Source organism: Paenibacillus sp. WG02 (assembly GCF_055396115.1).
On the sequence record NZ_AP036016.1, the window covers coordinates 4,953,269 to 4,970,959 of the forward strand.

17 protein-coding genes are annotated in these 17,691 nt (G+C 43.4%); 4 read left to right on the plus strand and 13 right to left on the minus strand.

Annotation, left to right across the window (positions count from 1 at the left end; genetic code table 11):
- Positions 1-48: 48 nt before the first annotated feature.
- Together ACBP55_RS22555 and ACBP55_RS22560 are read right to left on the minus strand one after the other, a co-directional pair.
- Positions 49-2,295, minus strand: a complete 2,247-nt coding sequence (locus tag ACBP55_RS22555) for a DEAD/DEAH box helicase (protein WP_464653380.1) — start codon at positions 2,293-2,295, stop codon at positions 49-51.
- A 162-nt stretch (positions 2,296-2,457) separates the two neighbouring features.
- Complete coding sequence (locus tag ACBP55_RS22560; protein WP_464645114.1) at positions 2,458-2,673, minus strand: hypothetical protein; 216 nt, start codon at positions 2,671-2,673, stop codon at positions 2,458-2,460.
- Between the two features lie 155 nt (positions 2,674-2,828).
- On the opposite strand from ACBP55_RS22560, the gene ACBP55_RS22565 reads away from it, so the two are divergent.
- Complete coding sequence (locus tag ACBP55_RS22565; RefSeq protein WP_464645115.1) at positions 2,829-3,431, plus strand: nitroreductase family protein; 603 nt, start codon at positions 2,829-2,831, stop codon at positions 3,429-3,431.
- Positions 3,432-3,528: 97 nt separating this feature from the next.
- Here the strand turns inward: ACBP55_RS22565 and ACBP55_RS22570 are convergent, their stop codons facing one another.
- The 5 genes from ACBP55_RS22570 to ACBP55_RS22590 form a co-directional block, all read right to left on the minus strand.
- Entirely contained in the window at positions 3,529-4,524 is a 996-nt protein-coding gene (locus ACBP55_RS22570; RefSeq protein ID WP_464653381.1) for a metal-dependent hydrolase, read from the minus strand.
- A 35-nt stretch (positions 4,525-4,559) separates the two neighbouring features.
- Positions 4,560-5,543 carry a lysophospholipid acyltransferase family protein gene (locus tag ACBP55_RS22575; RefSeq protein WP_464645117.1) on the minus strand — a complete coding sequence of 328 codons (984 nt, stop codon included), beginning with the start codon at positions 5,541-5,543 and terminating at the stop codon, positions 4,560-4,562.
- A 20-nt stretch (positions 5,544-5,563) separates the two neighbouring features.
- Positions 5,564-6,334 carry a GNAT family N-acetyltransferase gene (locus ACBP55_RS22580; RefSeq protein WP_464645118.1) on the minus strand — a complete coding sequence of 257 codons (771 nt, stop codon included), beginning with the start codon at positions 6,332-6,334 and terminating at the stop codon, positions 5,564-5,566.
- A gap of 197 nt (positions 6,335-6,531) precedes the next feature.
- Positions 6,532-7,221 carry an LrgB family protein gene (locus tag ACBP55_RS22585; protein WP_268616536.1) on the minus strand — a complete coding sequence of 230 codons (690 nt, stop codon included), beginning with the start codon at positions 7,219-7,221 and terminating at the stop codon, positions 6,532-6,534.
- On the minus strand, positions 7,211-7,561 hold the full coding sequence (locus tag ACBP55_RS22590) for a CidA/LrgA family protein (protein WP_029195975.1): 351 nt from the start codon (positions 7,559-7,561) through the stop codon (positions 7,211-7,213). The genes ACBP55_RS22585 and ACBP55_RS22590 overlap by 11 nt, the downstream gene beginning before the upstream one ends.
- A 278-nt stretch (positions 7,562-7,839) precedes the next feature.
- Here ACBP55_RS22590 and tlp point away from each other — a divergent pair, with 278 nt between their 5' ends.
- Positions 7,840-8,055, plus strand: coding sequence for a small acid-soluble spore protein Tlp (gene tlp, locus ACBP55_RS22595; protein WP_029195976.1), 216 nt, complete (start codon positions 7,840-7,842; stop codon positions 8,053-8,055).
- 46 nt (positions 8,056-8,101) lie between these two features.
- Here tlp and rnz read toward each other — a convergent pair whose 3' ends face one another.
- Both rnz and metH read right to left on the minus strand, forming a co-directional pair.
- Positions 8,102-9,031, minus strand: coding sequence for a ribonuclease Z (gene rnz, locus ACBP55_RS22600; protein WP_464645121.1), 930 nt, complete (start codon positions 9,029-9,031; stop codon positions 8,102-8,104).
- A gap of 106 nt (positions 9,032-9,137) precedes the next feature.
- Positions 9,138-12,575 (minus strand): methionine synthase, encoded by a 3,438-nt coding sequence (gene metH / locus ACBP55_RS22605; protein WP_464645122.1) that lies wholly within the window; start codon positions 12,573-12,575, stop codon positions 9,138-9,140.
- A gap of 255 nt (positions 12,576-12,830) precedes the next feature.
- Between metH and ACBP55_RS22610 the strand changes: the two genes are divergently transcribed.
- Positions 12,831-13,373 carry a 1,2-dihydroxy-3-keto-5-methylthiopentene dioxygenase gene (locus ACBP55_RS22610; RefSeq protein WP_464645124.1) on the plus strand — a complete coding sequence of 181 codons (543 nt, stop codon included), beginning with the start codon at positions 12,831-12,833 and terminating at the stop codon, positions 13,371-13,373.
- 78 nt (positions 13,374-13,451) lie between these two features.
- Here the strand turns inward: ACBP55_RS22610 and ACBP55_RS22615 are convergent, their stop codons facing one another.
- The 3 genes from ACBP55_RS22615 to ACBP55_RS22625 all read right to left on the minus strand — a co-directional run bounded on the left by ACBP55_RS22615 (position 13,452) and on the right by ACBP55_RS22625 (position 15,017).
- Positions 13,452-14,243, minus strand: coding sequence for an HAD family hydrolase (locus ACBP55_RS22615; protein ID WP_464653382.1), 792 nt, complete (start codon positions 14,241-14,243; stop codon positions 13,452-13,454).
- 43 nt (positions 14,244-14,286) lie between these two features.
- Entirely contained in the window at positions 14,287-14,469 is a 183-nt protein-coding gene (locus ACBP55_RS22620) for a DUF896 domain-containing protein (protein ID WP_029195981.1), read from the minus strand.
- A 140-nt stretch (positions 14,470-14,609) separates the two neighbouring features.
- A complete protein-coding gene (locus ACBP55_RS22625) occupies positions 14,610-15,017 on the minus strand; it encodes a LysM peptidoglycan-binding domain-containing protein (protein WP_464645125.1) in 408 nt (135 codons plus the stop codon).
- A gap of 147 nt (positions 15,018-15,164) precedes the next feature.
- Between ACBP55_RS22625 and lexA the strand changes: the two genes are divergently transcribed.
- Positions 15,165-15,782 (plus strand): transcriptional repressor LexA, encoded by a 618-nt coding sequence (lexA, locus tag ACBP55_RS22630; protein ID WP_029195983.1) that lies wholly within the window; start codon positions 15,165-15,167, stop codon positions 15,780-15,782.
- A 640-nt stretch (positions 15,783-16,422) separates the two neighbouring features.
- On the opposite strand, the gene ACBP55_RS22635 is transcribed toward lexA, so the two are convergent.
- The gene (locus tag ACBP55_RS22635) at positions 16,423-17,661 is read right to left on the minus strand and encodes an aminopeptidase (protein WP_464645127.1); all 1,239 of its coding nucleotides are present in this window, start codon (positions 17,659-17,661) and stop codon (positions 16,423-16,425) included.
- Positions 17,662-17,691: the final 30 nt, after the last annotated feature.

Sequence of the window (17,691 nt, forward strand, 5' to 3'; positions counted from 1 at the left end):
GCGTTCTCAAGCGTATTTTAATGCAGCAGGGTACAGAACCACGTATTTTCATATTACCCCCAACAATTCTATGCTTTTTTGTTTTGCGTGAAGTCCCTCAATTTCCGTACCAATACATGAAGGGCAGCCATCTTCACAGGGACATTTTCGAATTAAATGTCTTGCGGCAGCTTTTATATCGTCAAAACGCCTATAAACGTCTTCGGCAAGTCCAATACCGCCGGGGTAATGGTCATATATGAAAATCGTAGGAAACTGCGTATGTTCGGCCCTTATTTGTGAAACTACGTGTATATCGCTTCGGTCGCACATTACATGAATGGGTACTATATGCCTTAGGACATTGGAAATTCCTAAAAGCAATTGTTCCAGCGTTTTCACCCCTAATGTCGGGTCAACCTCTTTTAACTCTATCCAGGTCGCGCTGGTATGCAGTTCTTCTTCGGGAAGGTTAATTTGGCCGTATCCGATATTTTCAAAACTGCTTAAACGGATTTTTTTAAAAAGCGTTGGCATGGCGTTTACTCGAACATCTCCATAATTAAGCGACGTAGTTCGCCTGTTTTCCGTTCGGTCAACTTCTAATACGATAAGCTTTACTGCTAGGTTTGCGTCCGTGTAATATTCTACATCTACTTCCCGTACGTAGGCCTTTTTATGTTCCCAGTCCAGCTTCTCTACTTGAAACTGTACCCCTTCATGAAGATAAATAGCTTCGTCATGTAACAGGGTCATAGCGCTAAATCTGTCCATTTCCCCAATAATTTTTACATTCGCTACGTCCGACTGGTCGATTATTACTACATTTTCTTGCGCTGCCGAACGCAGACTTACTTCGCTTGCTGGGAAAGACTGATTCGCCCAAAAAAAAGAATCCCCCGCTTGGTGCAGTACCCTTTCTTCTACCAGATATTCCAGAATGTCAGTTATCTCTAAAGGGCCGAACTCTTCCCCCTTCTTCATTGGAAGTTCATAAGCAGCGCAGCGTAAATGATCGACAAGAATAATTAAATTTTCAGGGTTAATTCTTGCTGATTCCGGAGATCGGTCGAAAAAATATTCAGGATTTTGGACAATGTATTGGTCTATGGGTGTATTGCTGGCTACCATAAGTACCAGGGCTTCTCCATGCCTTCTACCAGCCCGGCCTGCTTGCTGCCATGTACTTGCTACACTTCCAGGGTAGCCACTCATAATGCAGACTTGCAGCTGACCTATGTCAACTCCCAATTCTAAAGCGTTCGTGCTTACTACTCCTAAAATTTCCCCGTTCCTTAACCCTCTTTCAATTTCCCTACGTTGACTTGGTAAGTAGCCTCCCCTGTAACCCCTTATAGATTTTGCCCCTAATTCATTCTTAACCAGTTCTTGTATGTGGCTTAAAATTATCTCTACTCGTACCCGGCTTCGAGCAAAAACTATAGTCTGTACTTTATTTGCTAAGAATTCCCTGGCTAAATGGTTTACTTCTACTGTTGCACTCTTCCGAATGTTTAACGCCTTATTAACAATTGGCGGGTTATAAAAAACAAAATGCTTCCTTCCCCTCGGGGCGCCGTTATCGTCAATTAGCCGCATAGGCTTTCCTGTAAGCTGTTCTGCTAGTTCCTTTGGATTTGCTATCGTCGCAGAAGTGCAAATGAAAAGGGGATTGCTGCCATAAAATTTGCAGATTCGTTGTAATCTACGTATAACATTCGCTACATGGCTGCCGAAAACACCCCTGTACGTATGTAGTTCGTCAATGACTATGTATTTAAGATTACTAAATAAACTTACCCATTTCGTATGATGAGGAAGGATTGCTGCATGTAACATATCTGGGTTAGTAATTACAATATGCCCTACAGTTCTTACAAGCTGCCTAATTGCCGGGGAAGTATCACCGTCATAAGTGAAGCTTTTTATATCAATGCCCATTTCAGCAATGATTTCGTTTAATTCGCTTTTTTGGTCTTGCGCCAGAGCTTTCGTTGGGAATAAATATAGCGCGCGGCTTCCGTCATCTTCGGCTACTGCCTGTAATACAGGAAGGTTATAACAAAGTGTTTTACCCGAAGCAGTTGGTGTAACAGCAACAATATTTTCACCTTTACGTACAGTTTCATAAGCTGTGTGCTGGTGAGTATATAACTGCTCAATTCCTCTTTGAGCTAATGCGGCCTTTATTCTTAGGTCTACGCTTTCAGGCATTGAATGGGTCTTTGCTTCTTGCGGTTCAACTTCGTGCCAGTTAACAATATTTTCATTACTTTTTAATCCTTGTATTAAATCCGCTAGGGATTTTTTTCTTATCATATTTTCACCACTCCGCATAGAACGATTGTTCCCCTATTATAAACGTCTCACACAAAATAAAAAAGCCCCATTTATTTACTAGGGCCTCTTTATTACTATTCATTTTTATAGCTGCGGTAGTCCCCGGATGCGGTTGCCAGGTAATATACCTTCGTATGTCTACATAAGATCGGATGAATCATCATAATCATACCGTATTCCGTCATGATCGGTGCTAGTAAGCTGAGCATTCACATGAAGGGCTTGTTCTGCACTTTCTTGCATTTTGAGCAAAACTTCACGATAGTCTCTTGATCGATGCTCATCCCTATCATATTTCATCGCTGTTCTTAGCGCTCTTTCAATAATTATTACATCATGACTAGTAAAATTCACGGTTTCTCGCACCTCTTCTTGGTCCTTCATTTCATAACAACTAGTTTTGCCATAATCATGAATAACCATACAATTCAAGGGGATTTTCAGAAACTCGTATTTCAATTTAAAATCAGGTAATATTAGGAAGATTACAAAATAAGGAGGAATTCATAATGACAACTTCTTTACCTGCTGAAGTCGAATCCAATCGCCAACCTGACCACGAAATCAACCCTCAATTCCTAACACGTTGGTCGCCACGCTCCTTTACCGAACAAGAAGTGACAGAAGATGTTCTCCTTAGTCTTTTTGAAGCCGCTAGGTGGGCACCTTCCGGAAGCAACTTGCAGCCTTGGCGCTTCATAATTGCGCGTACACCCGAGCAAAGAGCTAAATTTCACAACTTCATTATGCCAGGCAACCGAGAATGGTGCGAAAAAGCCCCCGTCCTCACTCTTGTCATTTCACATACCAAAACGGCAAGAGGCGGCGATAACCCAAGTCACGCGTTCGATGCTGGCACTGCTTGGGGCTACCTCGCTTTGGAAGCCAATAATCAAGGTCTAGTGACTCACGCAATGGGCGGGTTCGATCGGAATCAAGCCCGCGAAGCCCTTCAAATCCCTGAAGAGTACGATATTCATGCCGTGATCGCCATTGGTTACCGTGGCCCCGTTAGCGCTCTCGACGAGAAATTCCAAGAACGCGAAATCCCATCAGGCAGACGTGAGTTAAGCGAGCTTTTATATAGCGGAGAATTTGGTCAGACGCTTTAAAGTTTAAAAAAAAGAACACTTCATCACGATTGAATCGTGTAATGAGGTGTTCTTCTTTTTATATGAATATTCAGCTTTTCAATTCATTTCAATTCTATCAAACGTACGGCGGATCCCAAGCCTTCTTATCCCAACCAAGCGTATCACTTACCACGTTCATGTCCCGGTCTAGCAGCACATTGACACCGAAAGGGAGCTTGCGTTTGTGCCAAAAGCGCACATCGCGCCACTGCACTTCATAACCGTCGTTCTTCTCTTTCCAACACACGTGAATCCGCTGCGCGAAGTGCAAGAAGGCACGAACGCCATTTGTTGCCATAGTAGCCTGAACAATAGGATGCGAATCGTTCTGATTGTAATCCGCTTTACTGTATTCCTCTTCAATTACAACGCGACCATGCCGGATTTCTCCTAAATAGAAGCATGTGTCACCCTCAAGAACGAATTGCCATTGAAACCAACTTAAACTCGGAATGAGATGACAGATGCCATCTGCGAGGTTCAATTCACTTTTTACGAGCTTAACGAATCGATTGCGCTGCGAGGCTCTTATAGCTATATAGAGGAAGGTTGCCGCATATATCAATGCGAACATTTCTCCGATATGGCTGCCACCATTTCCATGCCAGATGAACAACCATAGCAGGACTCCGAAGCCATGAAGACCAAATAAGAAAGGTTCATAAAGACAGAGGGTATCGAGATGGAACCATTTCTGTGAAAATGGACGAAAGCACTGGACGCCATACACATTGAACAAATCTAGAAATACGTGTAACACAACTGCCGCAAAAGTCCATAGATATAAGCTAATCAGATGTTCCCATACACCAAACATGGCAGCAAGGGGAAGACTTAGAAGGATGGGCCAAATGAACAAAGCCGGCAACGAATGTGTGATCCCTCGATGAACGCGAACATAGTTTGCATATCCTCTCAGACGTGCCAAGGTATCAAAATCAGGGGCATGCGAGCCAATGAGTGTTCCTGCAAGTATGGCATGAGCCAGTGCGGGTTCCTGTGCGACGGCCGGTTCCAAACATGCTAATCCCGCTAAAGTGACGCCGAACAATAAGTGGCTTCCTGTGTCCATGTGTCGATCACCAATCCTTTTGGTCGTTGTGTGAATCATCCTGCTGCTTCCGTGGTCAAATCTATACTCCCGCTCACATCGTTACTTGTGTTATTGGCGACTGCTGATGGAACCTTCTCCCATCGTTCATGAACATTAAACCAATAAAACCAAGCCGAAGGCTGCTCACGGATAACCCGCTCCATGAACGCATTCAAAAGCAAATTAGCCTCCGCACGTTCTGAACGTCCTGAACGCTCAAATTGTTCGTATAAATGCAGGGGAGAGCCAAAAACTAATCGATGTTTAAACCCTTTGACACGATACCCATAGAAGGGTACAACCGGCACATGGTGATCAAGCGCTAACATGGCTGCACCTTCAGGCGTTCGAGTTAGTCGGCCAAATAGCCTGGATAATGGAAAGGTCGGTCTCCAGAAGTCACCAAGGATGAAAATAACACCGCCGCTCTGCACATGCTTTTTCAATGTACGATATAGCTCCAACGGGGGGACACTATCGTAATCCAAACCATTACAACCCATAGCGGCAAACTTCATATACAGGGGTTTAAGTTCGGGACTTCCCGCTGAAGCCACTGTTAAGCAATCAAATTTCTGTGTCAAATACCAATAATAGTTGAAAAAATTGCCAACATGCGGTGCATAGACAATGAATCCCTTCCCCTTAGCTCGATGCTGTGCTTCTTGTAGATATTCCTCTCCTTGCACGTCAAGGTGACTAGCATGAAGCTTTTCCAACCGAGCAGAAAGGAAAAGAATTTCATAAAGGGTATAAACTACATTTTGAACATATTGCTTGGAGATAGCCCTTAATGAACTCTTTGACATATCACCAAGTAAATCTATTAAATTGTGTTCTACTCGTTTTTGAAACCCTTTTCGGAATGCCCAATGAAGCGCAAACGCTAACATAGAACAAAATGCCGACATCATCCCTATTGGAAAAACGCGGAGAACTCTCTCGATGCGATCTAACCTTCGTTCATTCAATGTCAGCTTGGAAATCCATTCGTACAAGGTAAGTCCTCCTTACCTGGTTAAGTAGTCAGAAAATGGCGTTTATAACGACGCGTCACCCGATCTTTTTGTAAAATAATAAAGAAATCAACGGTCTCAAACAACTCATCATAAGCCGGATCTCCGCCAATCTCTGCTCCGAGCCATTGATAGCCTTTCATAAGAGGCGGCAGTTTACGGAACAGCTCTTTTTCATTGGAATCAATTTCAATTCGAGCAAGGCCAGGTATGCGATGCGTCGCAAGCGGTTCAATACCGAATCTGTCTGTGATCACCTGCTTTTGGCGCAGCATCGAGTAAATCAAATTTAGTTCCTCCAAATTGCCCACATGCACACTCGCACAACCAATTAAATGCGTATAATTTCGCTCACTTATATAACCAGCAATTCCTTCCCAAAGGAGTTGAATCGCTTTTCCACCCCGATATTCGGGAGCAATACAGCTCCGTCCAAGCTCCAGCGTTTGGCTTTTCAAATCAGAATATGCGGTTAGATCAAATTCTGTTTCGGAGTAAAATCCGATCCCGTTCAAAGCTCGATCCCCCGGCAGCAGCCGATAAGTACCGATCACTTGCTCGGTTTCGATATCTTTCACAATGAGATGATCACAATAATCGTCGTAGGCATCTTTCTCAAGCCCCTGCTCATTCAGCATCCTCATGTTCTTCTCTTCCTCGACGAAAACTTGATATCGAAGTCGCATAGCCTGCTCAATTTCTTGTGCGCTGCTTGCAAGCCTTACAGACAGCTTGGCATGCTGGGGCGCCGTATTCAGAAGTGGTCCACTCATCTTCCTCACGCCTTTCAACTGGAGTCTTATAACTCAAGGTTAGCAGAGGATTATTAAGTGTTCGTTTTCGTGTTATTAAGAATTTGTAATATTTCGTGAATGACGCATCCAAACTTGTCATCATCATTATCTATATATTTTAGAATGAAAAAAAACAGAGCTCTTATTAAGAACTCTGTTTCTCATCATGCACGGCATTATTTTAACCATATGTAAATGGGTATAAATAAAATAGACGTCATAATCCCACAAATTCCCATGGATAGTCCAGCAAATCCTCCTTGCTGTTCAGAATCCTTGAATACTTTGGCTGTTCCAATGCCATGAGCCGCTGTTCCAATGGCAATGCCGATCGAGATATCATCTCTAATTCGAAACCAACTCAAAATCCGAGTGCCGAACATACTGCCCAGCAGCCCAGTTAAAGTGGTTAGTACCGCTGTTAATTCAGGAATCGCGCCTAATCGCGCGGCAATTTCAATGGAAATGGCCGAGCTTACCGATTTGGGAAGCATACTTAGGATAATGGACTGACTCCCTCCCAATAGCCCCACAATGGCTGCACTAGCAGCAATGCCCGTAATTGAACCCGCCAAAACACTTATCATGACACGTGCCAAATTTCTGCGTATTAATTCTTTATATTTGTAAAGAGGTACGCCTAACGCAACGGTTGCTGGCCCTAATAAAAGTGTTAGCACGTCAGCCCCTCGCTTAAAGTCCTCATAAGGAATACGAAAGCTTACTAATACAATAATAATGAACCCCGTACAACTAAAAAGAGGATGCATAAACCGCCATCGTTGGTACAACAAATTGGCTAACGCATAGCTGATTACACTTAGTGAAAGACCAAACAATGGATGCTGCAGTATGCTATTCGCCATATTTGGTATTCTCCTGTCCTAGCTTTGACGATACCCAACCAGTTACTACAAGAACAGCCACCGTTGCACCAACAGTCCCACCGCATATAGCAAGCCAATTAGCTCCAATGATCGGAATAAATGCTAGAACACCAACCGTAAACGGAATAAAAAATAGCATCATATGTCTCGTCAAAAGTGAAGCCGCTTCTTCTACCCAAGCCAATTTTATGACCTTAGTGAACAATGCCGCGGTAAAAAGAATGAGCCCGATCACGTTGCCTGGTAGGGGCAGGTGCAGGCTCATCTGAATCACATAACCCAAAAAATTAAAGCCTAATAATATAGCAAAACCGAGCATAAAATTCTCCATTCCAGCTGCTAGCAGCACTAGCCTGAGTCTCTGTAATAATTTCGTATTTCCCTAAACATAACACAAAATATCGAGGACATAAAGATAGAAAGCAGCACTTCGGCAAGTGTAATTTCCATAGAATCACCTCGGTTGACATGGGATTATGTTAATTGTATGAGAGAAATCAGGGAAATTGACTTCTTTAACAATGAATAATCTGATTGACCTTGTGGAATCGTATAACAGGATGTCAATCTATCGTCTTAAGGGAGGGAAAAAATACTGTGGCAAAGCCAGACAATCGCGAAGATAATCCAGCCCGTTTGCAGAACGCCATCGATCATACGATAGCTAATTTGCACGAAGCTGAAGACTACTTGGACGAACATGCCGATGAAATAACTGCCGACGAAAAACAAAGCATCGAATCCAAGAATGAGCGCCGCAAAGAAAGTATCCGCGGCTTCATTGAGGAAAAAAAAGACGAAACGAACACATAAGCAAAGCGAGAAGCCCCATCCTTAATTGGAAGAGGCTTCTCTTTTTTCATCCTTTGCGCGGCACTTCAAAGCTCCAGAAATCTTTAGCTATGTAGCTGTTGCTGTGAATCTTCTGAGCCTCTTGCAAAAGCTCCATTACGGCATCCCCTTGATATCGCGAGCTGATATGCGTCATGATCAGCGCATTCGCGCCCGCTTCCTGAGCAGTTCTTGCCGCATCGATTGAAGTGGCATGATCAAACGAATACGCAAGCTCCTGCTTATCCATAGCGAATGTAGCCTCGTGCACAAGCACATCAGCGCCTCGTGCTAAGTGCTGAGCACCGCTGCAGTAGCGCGTGTCACCAAGAATTACAACAATGCGTCCGGGTATCGGCGCACCTAGAAAATCAGTCCCATGAAGCGTACGACCATCCTCCAACTGGATGGATTGGCCTTGCTTCAATTTACCATAAATCGGACCTGCCGGTATGCCGAGTTCCGTTAGTTTTTCCTGCATCAGCTTGCCGGGCTGATCCTTCTCTACGATCCTGAAACCGAAGCATTCAATCCGATGCTCTAGTCGTGCTGTCTCGACTTGGAAGGTTTCATCTTCGAAAATCAGACCTTCTTCCTCAATTTCCACGATTTGCAGCGTGTACGTTAAATGAGCCCCGCTTACTGAGAGGGCTGTCTCAACAAAACTTTTAAGACCCCGCGGTCCATATAACGTAAGAGGTGTATCCCCGCCTAAATAGGATCGACTCGTTAACAAACCAGGTAAACCGTACAAGTGATCCCCATGCAGATGCGTGATGAATAGCATTTCCGTTCGTCCCAATTTCACTGGAGAGTTCAGAATCTGCTGTTGCGTCCCTTCGCCACAGTCGAACAGCCAATAGGTTCCGCGTTCATCCAGCAAATTTAAAGCAATTGATGTGACATTTCGTTGTTTGGAGGGCATGCCCGCCCCCGTGCCCAAAAAATACAAGTCCACGATCTAAACCCCATTCTATCTAAAATCACAATGCCAAAATGTAAAGCGAGGACGCCGACGGAACCGTATAGTCCGTACAAGCTGCCTCGCTTTTTACATAAACTTTCTATCCTACGTTAAAGTATCGAGCTTCCTTATGGGCAAATACGATTGCTGAAACCGATGCTTCCGGCTCCATCATGAACGACTCCGTCAACTCCACGCCAATATCCTCTGGCTTTAGCAAATTGAACAATTTCGCTTGGTCCTCGAGATTCGGACATGCCGGATAACCGAAGGAAAACCGTTGTCCCACATATTTGGCACCAAATCTCTCATGCATCGTCATATCTACACGATCGGCTATTCCCCAAACATCTCTCATGATGTGATGAATCCGCTCGGCAAAGCCTTCAGCCATTTCCAGTGCCGTTGCCTGAAGGGCATGGGATTTCAAATAATCCCCTTTATCCCGCCATTCTTTAGCCAACTCATTAATATCATGCCCTGCCGTCACAAGTAAGAAACCGACATAATCCATTTGACCGCTTTCTACAGACTTCAGGTAGTCGGATAAGCATAGGTAAGGCTCTTTATCCTGACGCGGGAAAGTGAAGGTTTCTAACACTTTACTGTGATCCTGCGGGTCATAGACGATGACATCGTTACCACTGGATTGTGCTGGGAAGAAACGGTACATCCCGTGGGCTTTAATAATCCCATTATGCTGTGCGGCATGGAGAATTGAATCCACTGTATCCTTAAGTTGAAGGGCTTTCGTATCTTTGTCGCTAAGCAGCTGCTCTACTTTACCTTTCAAACCAAGATGATGTCCCAGCAGCATCTGCATGTTGACATAAGGCATCAGATGGCTAATCGGGTAATCCCTCATGATATGGCGATCAGTATCCTGCGGCACTTGCACAGGAAGATCCTTGGAGACAGCAGACGAACTCACCCTTGTGAGCTGCGGCAGTTTCTCTTCCTTCTTCCCGGTATCCATTACATCGGATTCCAAGCTTTCTCTGAGCTCCTGAATGAGACGTTGGCGTTGTTCAGGGTCACTCAGTCGGTTGGCAATATCCAGTCCATCCATCGCGTCCTTCGCATAAAGTACGACACCCTCATACTCAGGTTGAATACGCGTTTTCGTGAATTTGCGAGTAAGCGCAGCCCCACCGACCAAAATCGGTACATCCACACCTGCCGTACGTAAATCTTGAGCCGTGATAACCATTTGCTGAGCCGATTTCACAAGTAATCCAGATAAACCGATCGCGTCCGGTAGCTCTCTTCGATAAGCTTCGATGATTTGCTCCGGCGGTACTTTAATCCCAAGATTAATAATTTTATAGCCATTATTCGAAAGGATGATTTCGACGAGATTTTTTCCAATATCGTGTACATCACCCTTGACTGTTGCTAAAATAATTTTCCCTTTTACGGCTGTTTCGGATTTCTCCATGAAAGGTTCCAAATAATTAACTGAAGCCTTCATTACTTCCGCGCTTTGTAATACCTCAGCCACAATCAATTCATTGCCATTAAAGAGGCGTCCTACTTCTTCCATCCCCCTCATCAGAGGTCCGTTAATGACTTCAAGCGGCGAATATGTCTGTAAAGCGATTTCCAAATCAGGGATTAACCCTTCTTTGGTCCCCTCCACGACATAAGAGGCAAGTCTTTCTTCCAGAGACAGATTCGAAATTTTCTCTTTCTTCTCCACTTTTTTCTCACGGAAATGGGCAACGAATTGTGCCAGTGTTTCATCATTCGTATTGTAAATAAGTTCTTCAGCCAATTGACGTTCTGTATCCGGGATAGAGGCATAACGCTCCAATTTTTCTGTATTCACAATGGCATAATCTAGGCCTGCCTTCGTACAATGGTACAGATAGACGGAGTTCAGCACTTCACGCCCTGCATCAGGCAAACCAAATGAGATATTACTTAAACCAAGAATTGTTTTAGCAGCAGGATATTTTGCTTTAATCAGCTTGATGCCCTCAATCGTCTCAACGGCTGAACCGATATACTGCGGATCTCCAGAGCCTACTGGGAACATATTGGGATCAAAAATAATATCCTCAGGTTTCATGCCATACTTCTCAGTCAAAAGCTCGTAAGACCGAGTCGCCACTTCGATCTTCGCTTCGCGCGATACAGCCTGACCTCGTTCATCGATAAGAATACAAACAACGGCAGCCCCGTAACGTTTGATTAAAGGTAAAATGGCTTCGAACTTCGTTTCGCCATCCTCCAAGTTGATGGAGTTAATGATCGCCTTACCTTGGGAGTACTTAAGTCCGAGCTCAATGATGTGGTCATATGTCGAGTCAATCATTAACGGAACTTTGACTTTCTTTACAACCTGCTGCATGAACTCTTCAACGGCATAAGCCTCGTCAATGTCTGTATCCTGCAGGTTAATATCAATAACATGAGCGCCGTTCTTAACTTGATTACGGGCAATTTCAGAGCCCTCTTCAAACTTCCCTTCTTTAATCAGGCGTTTGAATTTTCGTGAACCCGAAATATTGGTCCGTTCGCCAACCATGATAGGACGATTTTCTGGCTCAATAAACAACGTTTCAATCCCTGAAACAGCTGGTAAATGCGTACCATATTGCGTTCTTGGCTTAAACTGAGAGAGTGTCTCCGCCATGGCTCGAATATGATCAGGCGTTGTACCACAACAACCACCGGCAATATTCAACCAGCCTTGCTCGGCAAATCCGGCCATCTTCTTAGCCAAAGATTCTGGGGACTCATGGTAATGTCCGTTCTCATCCGGCAAACCTGCATTTGGATAACAACTAATCGCTGTTTCTGCAATATCAGACAGTGTACGGATATGATCTCTCATAAATTCAGGACCTGTAGCACAGTTCAACCCCATTGAAATAGGCTTCAAATGTTCCAACGAAATATAGAAGGATTCAATATTTTGCCCGGCTAATGTTGTGCCCATCGGTTCAATCGTTCCGGAGATCATTATCGGAAGTTCAACACCTAATGTTTCATATGCTCTGCGAATTCCGATACTGCCTGCTTTTACGTTCAATGTATCTTGGGAAGTTTCCAAAAGAAGTGCGTCTACTCCAGCTTCAACAAGAGCCAACGCTTGTTCGTAATAGCTCTCCTCTAGCCCAGCGAATGTGACTCCACCAGTTACCGACAACGTCTTGGTCGTAGGACCCATAGCTCCGATTACATAACGAGGCCACTCCGGTGTCGAATACTTGTTCGCTGCTTCGATAGCCAGTTTGGCTGCTGCAAGATTTAATTCACGATGACGGTCTTGCAAATCATACTCCGCTAATACCACACTCGTGGTCCCGAATGTATTTGTTTCTATCATATCAGCGCCCGCGGCGAAGTAAGCTTCATGAATTTTGCGAATTACATCCGGTCGTGTAACACAAAGAATTTCATTACATCCGTCCAGATCATCGCTGCCGAAATCTTCAGCGGTTAAGTTCTCTTGCTGAATCATTGTACCCATGGCACCATCTAGGATCATGATCTTCTTTTTAAGCTGCTCTTGTATCGGTGTTTTGATCATTGCATGACTCCCTTTCAACTTATCCTAAAGCTATAGACAATAAAAAAAAACGACAAATTATGTTATGTTTTAGTGTAACAGAATCCGGCTTCTATGAAAAGAATTTGAATTATCATATTTACCTATAGGTTTTATCGGAAATTCTTATGTTCAACCATCGACAGCTAGCTACATTTCCACTATAATTTAAAGGAGAGGCTTTGATCGTAAGTCAAAGATCCCTATATTATATTTACTCAGAAAGAGGGATGCAGCGTGGCACAAATTAGAATTCGCAATACGAATGAACGTATTGAAGGCGAAGAGCAAGTCAAAGCCTTTTTGGATAGTCAAAATGTTGTTTATGAACACTGGGATGCGCACAAACTTCCAGAAACACTGCGTGAGAAATTCATTCTAAGTGATGACGAGAAAGCACAAATTATTAGCACTTATGAAGAAGAAATTCGTGATTTGGCTGCTAGACGCGGTTATGAAATTTGGGATGTTATCGCGCTTTCCGATTCAACGCCTAACATTGAAGAACTGCTGAAGAAATTCGAACAAGTACACACCCATACGGAAGATGAAATCCGCGCAATCGTTTCTGGACGAGGGATTTTCATTATCAAATCCGAAAGCGAAGTTGGCTATTTTGACGTTGAACTTGAACCAGGCGATGTTATCTCTGTTCCTGAAAACACGAACCATTTCTTCACACTAATGGATAATCGTGAAATCGTTGCCGTTCGTCTCTTCATCGAAAAAGATGGCTGGGTTGCTTATAACATTGATGATCCAGAATTTATTAAAGCTTAATCTATTATATGAACAAAAAAACCCAACTGCGCTGGACTTACCGTCCTATGCATCCGTTGGGTTTTTGATTATTTCATGTTATCCGTTCGTAATAATCGGCAAAATTTCTTGAAGACGGGAAACCTCATACGCAGGAACAATCTCATCTCCACTTTGGAGTCCATGATGATTAATCCAAATATTGCGCATACCTACGCTGCCAGAACCTAGGATATCGGTTGTCAATTTATCTCCGATCATGATGCCTTCCTCTGCGTCTATTCCAAGTAGTCCAAGTGCATGGTTAAAAATGGACTTCGCTGGCTTACCTACTCCAAATTCACCAGAGATCACGATATGATCAAAGTATGGTGCGATATTTGGGACACCTGCTAATTTTTCCTTTTGTAGATCTGGCGAACCATTCGTTAACAACAGTAATTGATAGCTGCCTTTTAAAGCATCCAATACTCGGAACGTTTCCTCATATACGTAAGGACGGCGTCGGCGTTCTGCTGGAAAAAGTTCACCAAGTTTATACCCGAGCTCACGATCCTCTATCCCTAACGCTGCAAGCCCTCTTGTCCAAGACTCCGTACGATATCCTGGTGCTAATTTCTCAAGCTTACGGAAGTTCTCATTTTCACCTTGCGTGAAGTTCGCCCATAAGCCTTCGAATGGATTAATACCAATCATTTTCGTGAATTCAAAGGTTTCAAAAGATTCATATAAAGAACGCGCTTCTTTGCGAACAGAAGCTTCCAATTCTTCGGGATTCACGGCTACATGCTTTACAGCTTCCGCACATGCCGCTTTAAAAGCTTCCTGCACGCTGCGATCATCCCACAGAAGCGTATCATCTAAATCAAAAAGTACGGCTTTCAACGTCATCATTCATTTCCCCTTTTGAATGTTGTATCTATATGAGCAGCGATTACTCTTCGTCCGTAAACTTGATGGAATCAAGTTGAACTTTAAGATTGCCACGGAATGCTTCAATATATTTCTTTCTGAGTTCGTTGCGCTCATCGATTTCCGCGTCTGTTAAGCCAACTGTTTTCGCTTTACGAGCAAGCTCATTAATACGTTCGATAGTTTGTTCCATGTTGTCACTCATTGTGATCCTCCCAGTCAAAAATTCAATATGAGTACTACTTTGCCATCCCTATTAAGGAATGTCAAGAGACAACAAAAAGAGGCATAGGAACATGTCCGAGCCTCATCATATTTAGATTCTATCAGGAAAGCATAATGAAATTAAGGAAGCAATAAAACCTGTCCTTCTTTAAGGGAGCTCGTGGTTAAATGATTGATTGTCTTCAATTTATCAACATAAGAACGAATGTTCTCATTACCTTTTTTGTGAGTGGAAGCAACATCCCAAAGAGTGTCTCCGCGTTGAATGACGACTTGATCTTGCACGACAGCTTTCGGAGAAGAGTTAATTGAAGTAACGGAAACTGGGGTCCTTGCAATTGCTGCCCCATCCCCTGCATAGGCTTGAACCATAGCACCGAATGAAAACACAGTACCAAGAATAACTGCTAATAGGACGAAGCGAACAATCGCTTTGGTATAACTAGAATTAAATGTCATCCCTTTGGATGTGCTAGCAGATCTATGAGGTGTGTGTGTTGAGTTAGTGTTTGAATAAGCCATATACATGAGTAATCATCTCCCAAACATTTGTTCTGGTATTAGATTAACACGAACACATGTTTGAGTCAACACTTTTCTCGAACTTATGTTTGTACGAACTCGGGTTCTATGTTATACTTTGGGTAATGATTCCCAGTATTGGAGTGATAACTATTGAGTAAGATTTCGCAGCGTCAACAAGCTATATTGGAATTCATTAAGAATGAAGTGAAAGATAAGGGGTATCCACCTTCCGTTAGAGAAATCGGTGAAGCAGTTGGACTAGCTTCTAGTTCTACAGTGCACGGGCATTTAGAGCGTCTTGAGAAGAAAGGTATGATTCGTCGAGATCCTACTAAGCCTCGTGCTATTGAAATTCTAGGACTTGACGGTGCTGAGACGCATTTTGCAGTTTCTGTAGCACGTGTACCTCTCGTTGGTAAAGTTACAGCAGGTGTGCCTATTACAGCAACTGAGAACATTGAAGACTATTTCCCTCTTCCCGTAAGCATGGTAGGAGATAATAATGTGTTCATGCTTAGCGTCATGGGTGACAGTATGATCGAAGCCGGCATTCATAATGGCGATTATGTCATCGTTAAGCAGCAGCAAACTGCGAATAACGGGGACATTGTTGTAGCAATGACTGAAGACGATGAAGCAACGGTGAAACGCTTTTACAAGGAAAAGGATCATATTCGTCTTCAACCAGAGAACTCGGCATTGAAGCCTATCCTTTTGAAACATGTTACGATTCTTGGCCGTGTCATTGGTTTGTTCCGGGATATGTAATAGCCCTACAGCCCTTATTCTACCTACAATACCAATGAGAAAGAACCGAGAGGACAATCGTCCCTCGGTTCTTTTCGATGTAAACAGTTATAATGCTTGGAGCTTTGGATTATATAGAGAAACTTAAAAGATAGTAGGCCAACCGATCCAAAAATGGATTTTCAAAGTTAATGATACGGTTTTAATCCCTCCATAGCCATGAAGGCTGAACAGTGGATTCAGGATTCAGATAAGAGTCTTCAGAGACTGCTATTACGTCATTAAAATCGTATTTTACGGAATTAGAAGCCTCTTGAGGCTTCTATTCGGTAATATTTGGCCCCTATTTGCTTCAATTTTTATGAATAGAAGTCTTTAAAGACTTCTATTCTAAAAATCACAACACTTTTGGACAAATTAGCGGTCTCTAGAGACTTCTATTTTCTAGCTTCTTTCCTCTAGCTTCTATCTTCTATCTCCAAACTCCAAACTCCAAATTCCAATTTCCGTCTTCCATCTACTCTATACTCTATACTCTATACTCTATACTCTATACTCTCTACTCTATACTCCCTGCACTCTATCCCATTGATAACCCCAGGAGTACTTTCACCTTTGAATTAAGCTAAAATATCAGCTAAAGAAATCAGATAAATTTCAACTAAAAAGCAAGCGCCCAATTTCCACTACGGAAAATAGGTTCAACGGTACCATCACTAAGGACACCATCAATCTCAAGATCAGCCGTCCCAATCATAAAATCCACATGAATCAAACTGGTGTTCCCACCACGAGCTTTCAACTCTTCACTTGAAATAGATACGCCATCCTGCAAATTAATAGGGTAGCAGCTGCCTAAGGCCAGATGGCAGGATGCATTCTCATCGATGCCCGTATTGTAAAAAATGCGGTCAAGATTCGAGATCGGCGAATCAAAAGGCACGAGAGCAACTTCACCCAAATATCGCGCCCCCTCATCCATATCCAGCAACCTCGCTAGGTGCTCATAGCCGACTTCAGCATGATAATCTACAACTTTCCCGTCCACGAACTTGAACGAAAACCGATCCACGAGCGCCCCATTCACATTTAATGGCTTGGTGCTCGATACCGTCCCATGAACACCCGTTCGCTTAGGCATCGTAAATACTTCCTCAGTCGGCATATTCGCTACGAATCGTATTCCACTTGCGTTCTCCGAATCACCACCAAGCCAAATGTGGCCCTCCGGCAGTTCAACTCGCAAATCTGTTCCTGCCGCTCGATATTGAAGCGCCTCATAGTGCTTCTCATTTAACACGCTGCGAACGCGCTTCAGTTGATCCATATGTACTCGCCAAGCCGCAACAGGATCATCTTCATAAACGCGGTTTATCCGGAAAATTGCCTCCCACATCGCATCGATTCGCTGTTCTTCTGGTAAATCGGCATACACTTTGGATGCCCATGCCACCGTAGGCGCTTTGATTAAGCACCAACTGAACTTACTTGTTCTTACATAGTGCTGATACTTAGATCTAGCCGTAGCCATGGCTTTAGATGCTCTAGAAATCATGCTTGCATCAATACCCGCGTAGAGATCAGGATCCGGCACTTTGATATTCAGCAATGCTCCACCGTTTTCTACAAAACGTTCCAACATACTCGTATACCACTCTGGGTAATAATCAAGAGCTTCGTCATGGGCATATTCAAATCTACTGCGAGTTATCACATCATCCTGCCAGTGAACTTGGACAAAATTCGCCCCTGCCTCATAGGCTTTCTTCACGATAAGTCTAGTCAATTCTAGGGACTCTATTGGCGACTCTATCATCAGATCCTGGCCTTTATTGAGGTTAACCCCTACCTTGACTACAAGTTCAGCGTACTTTTCCAAATTCATTTGAAAGTTATCCATTATCCTTATGCTCTCCTTCGCGTGAAAAAG

Excerpts from the sequence above, each read along its gene's own strand:
- ACBP55_RS22565 (WP_464645115.1), top strand. The coding sequence starts at position 2,829 with ATGACAACTTCTTTACCTGCTGAAGTCGAATCCAATCGCCAACCTGAC.
- ACBP55_RS22570 (WP_464653381.1), bottom strand. The coding sequence starts at position 4,524 with ATGGACACAGGAAGCCACTTATTGTTCGGCGTCACTTTAGCGGGATTA.
- ACBP55_RS22580 (WP_464645118.1), bottom strand. The coding sequence starts at position 6,334 with ATGAGTGGACCACTTCTGAATACGGCGCCCCAGCATGCCAAGCTGTCT.
- ACBP55_RS22585 (WP_268616536.1), bottom strand. The coding sequence starts at position 7,221 with ATGGCGAATAGCATACTGCAGCATCCATTGTTTGGTCTTTCACTAAGT.
- ACBP55_RS22590 (WP_029195975.1), bottom strand. The coding sequence starts at position 7,561 with ATGCTCGGTTTTGCTATATTATTAGGCTTTAATTTTTTGGGTTATGTG.
- metH (WP_464645122.1), bottom strand. The coding sequence starts at position 12,575 with ATGATCAAAACACCGATACAAGAGCAGCTTAAAAAGAAGATCATGATC.
- ACBP55_RS22615 (WP_464653382.1), bottom strand. The coding sequence starts at position 14,243 with ATGACGTTGAAAGCCGTACTTTTTGATTTAGATGATACGCTTCTGTGG.
- ACBP55_RS22620 (WP_029195981.1), bottom strand. The coding sequence starts at position 14,469 with ATGAGTGACAACATGGAACAAACTATCGAACGTATTAATGAGCTTGCT.
- ACBP55_RS22625 (WP_464645125.1), bottom strand. The coding sequence starts at position 15,017 with ATGTATATGGCTTATTCAAACACTAACTCAACACACACACCTCATAGA.
- ACBP55_RS22635 (WP_464645127.1), bottom strand. The coding sequence starts at position 17,661 with ATGGATAACTTTCAAATGAATTTGGAAAAGTACGCTGAACTTGTAGTC.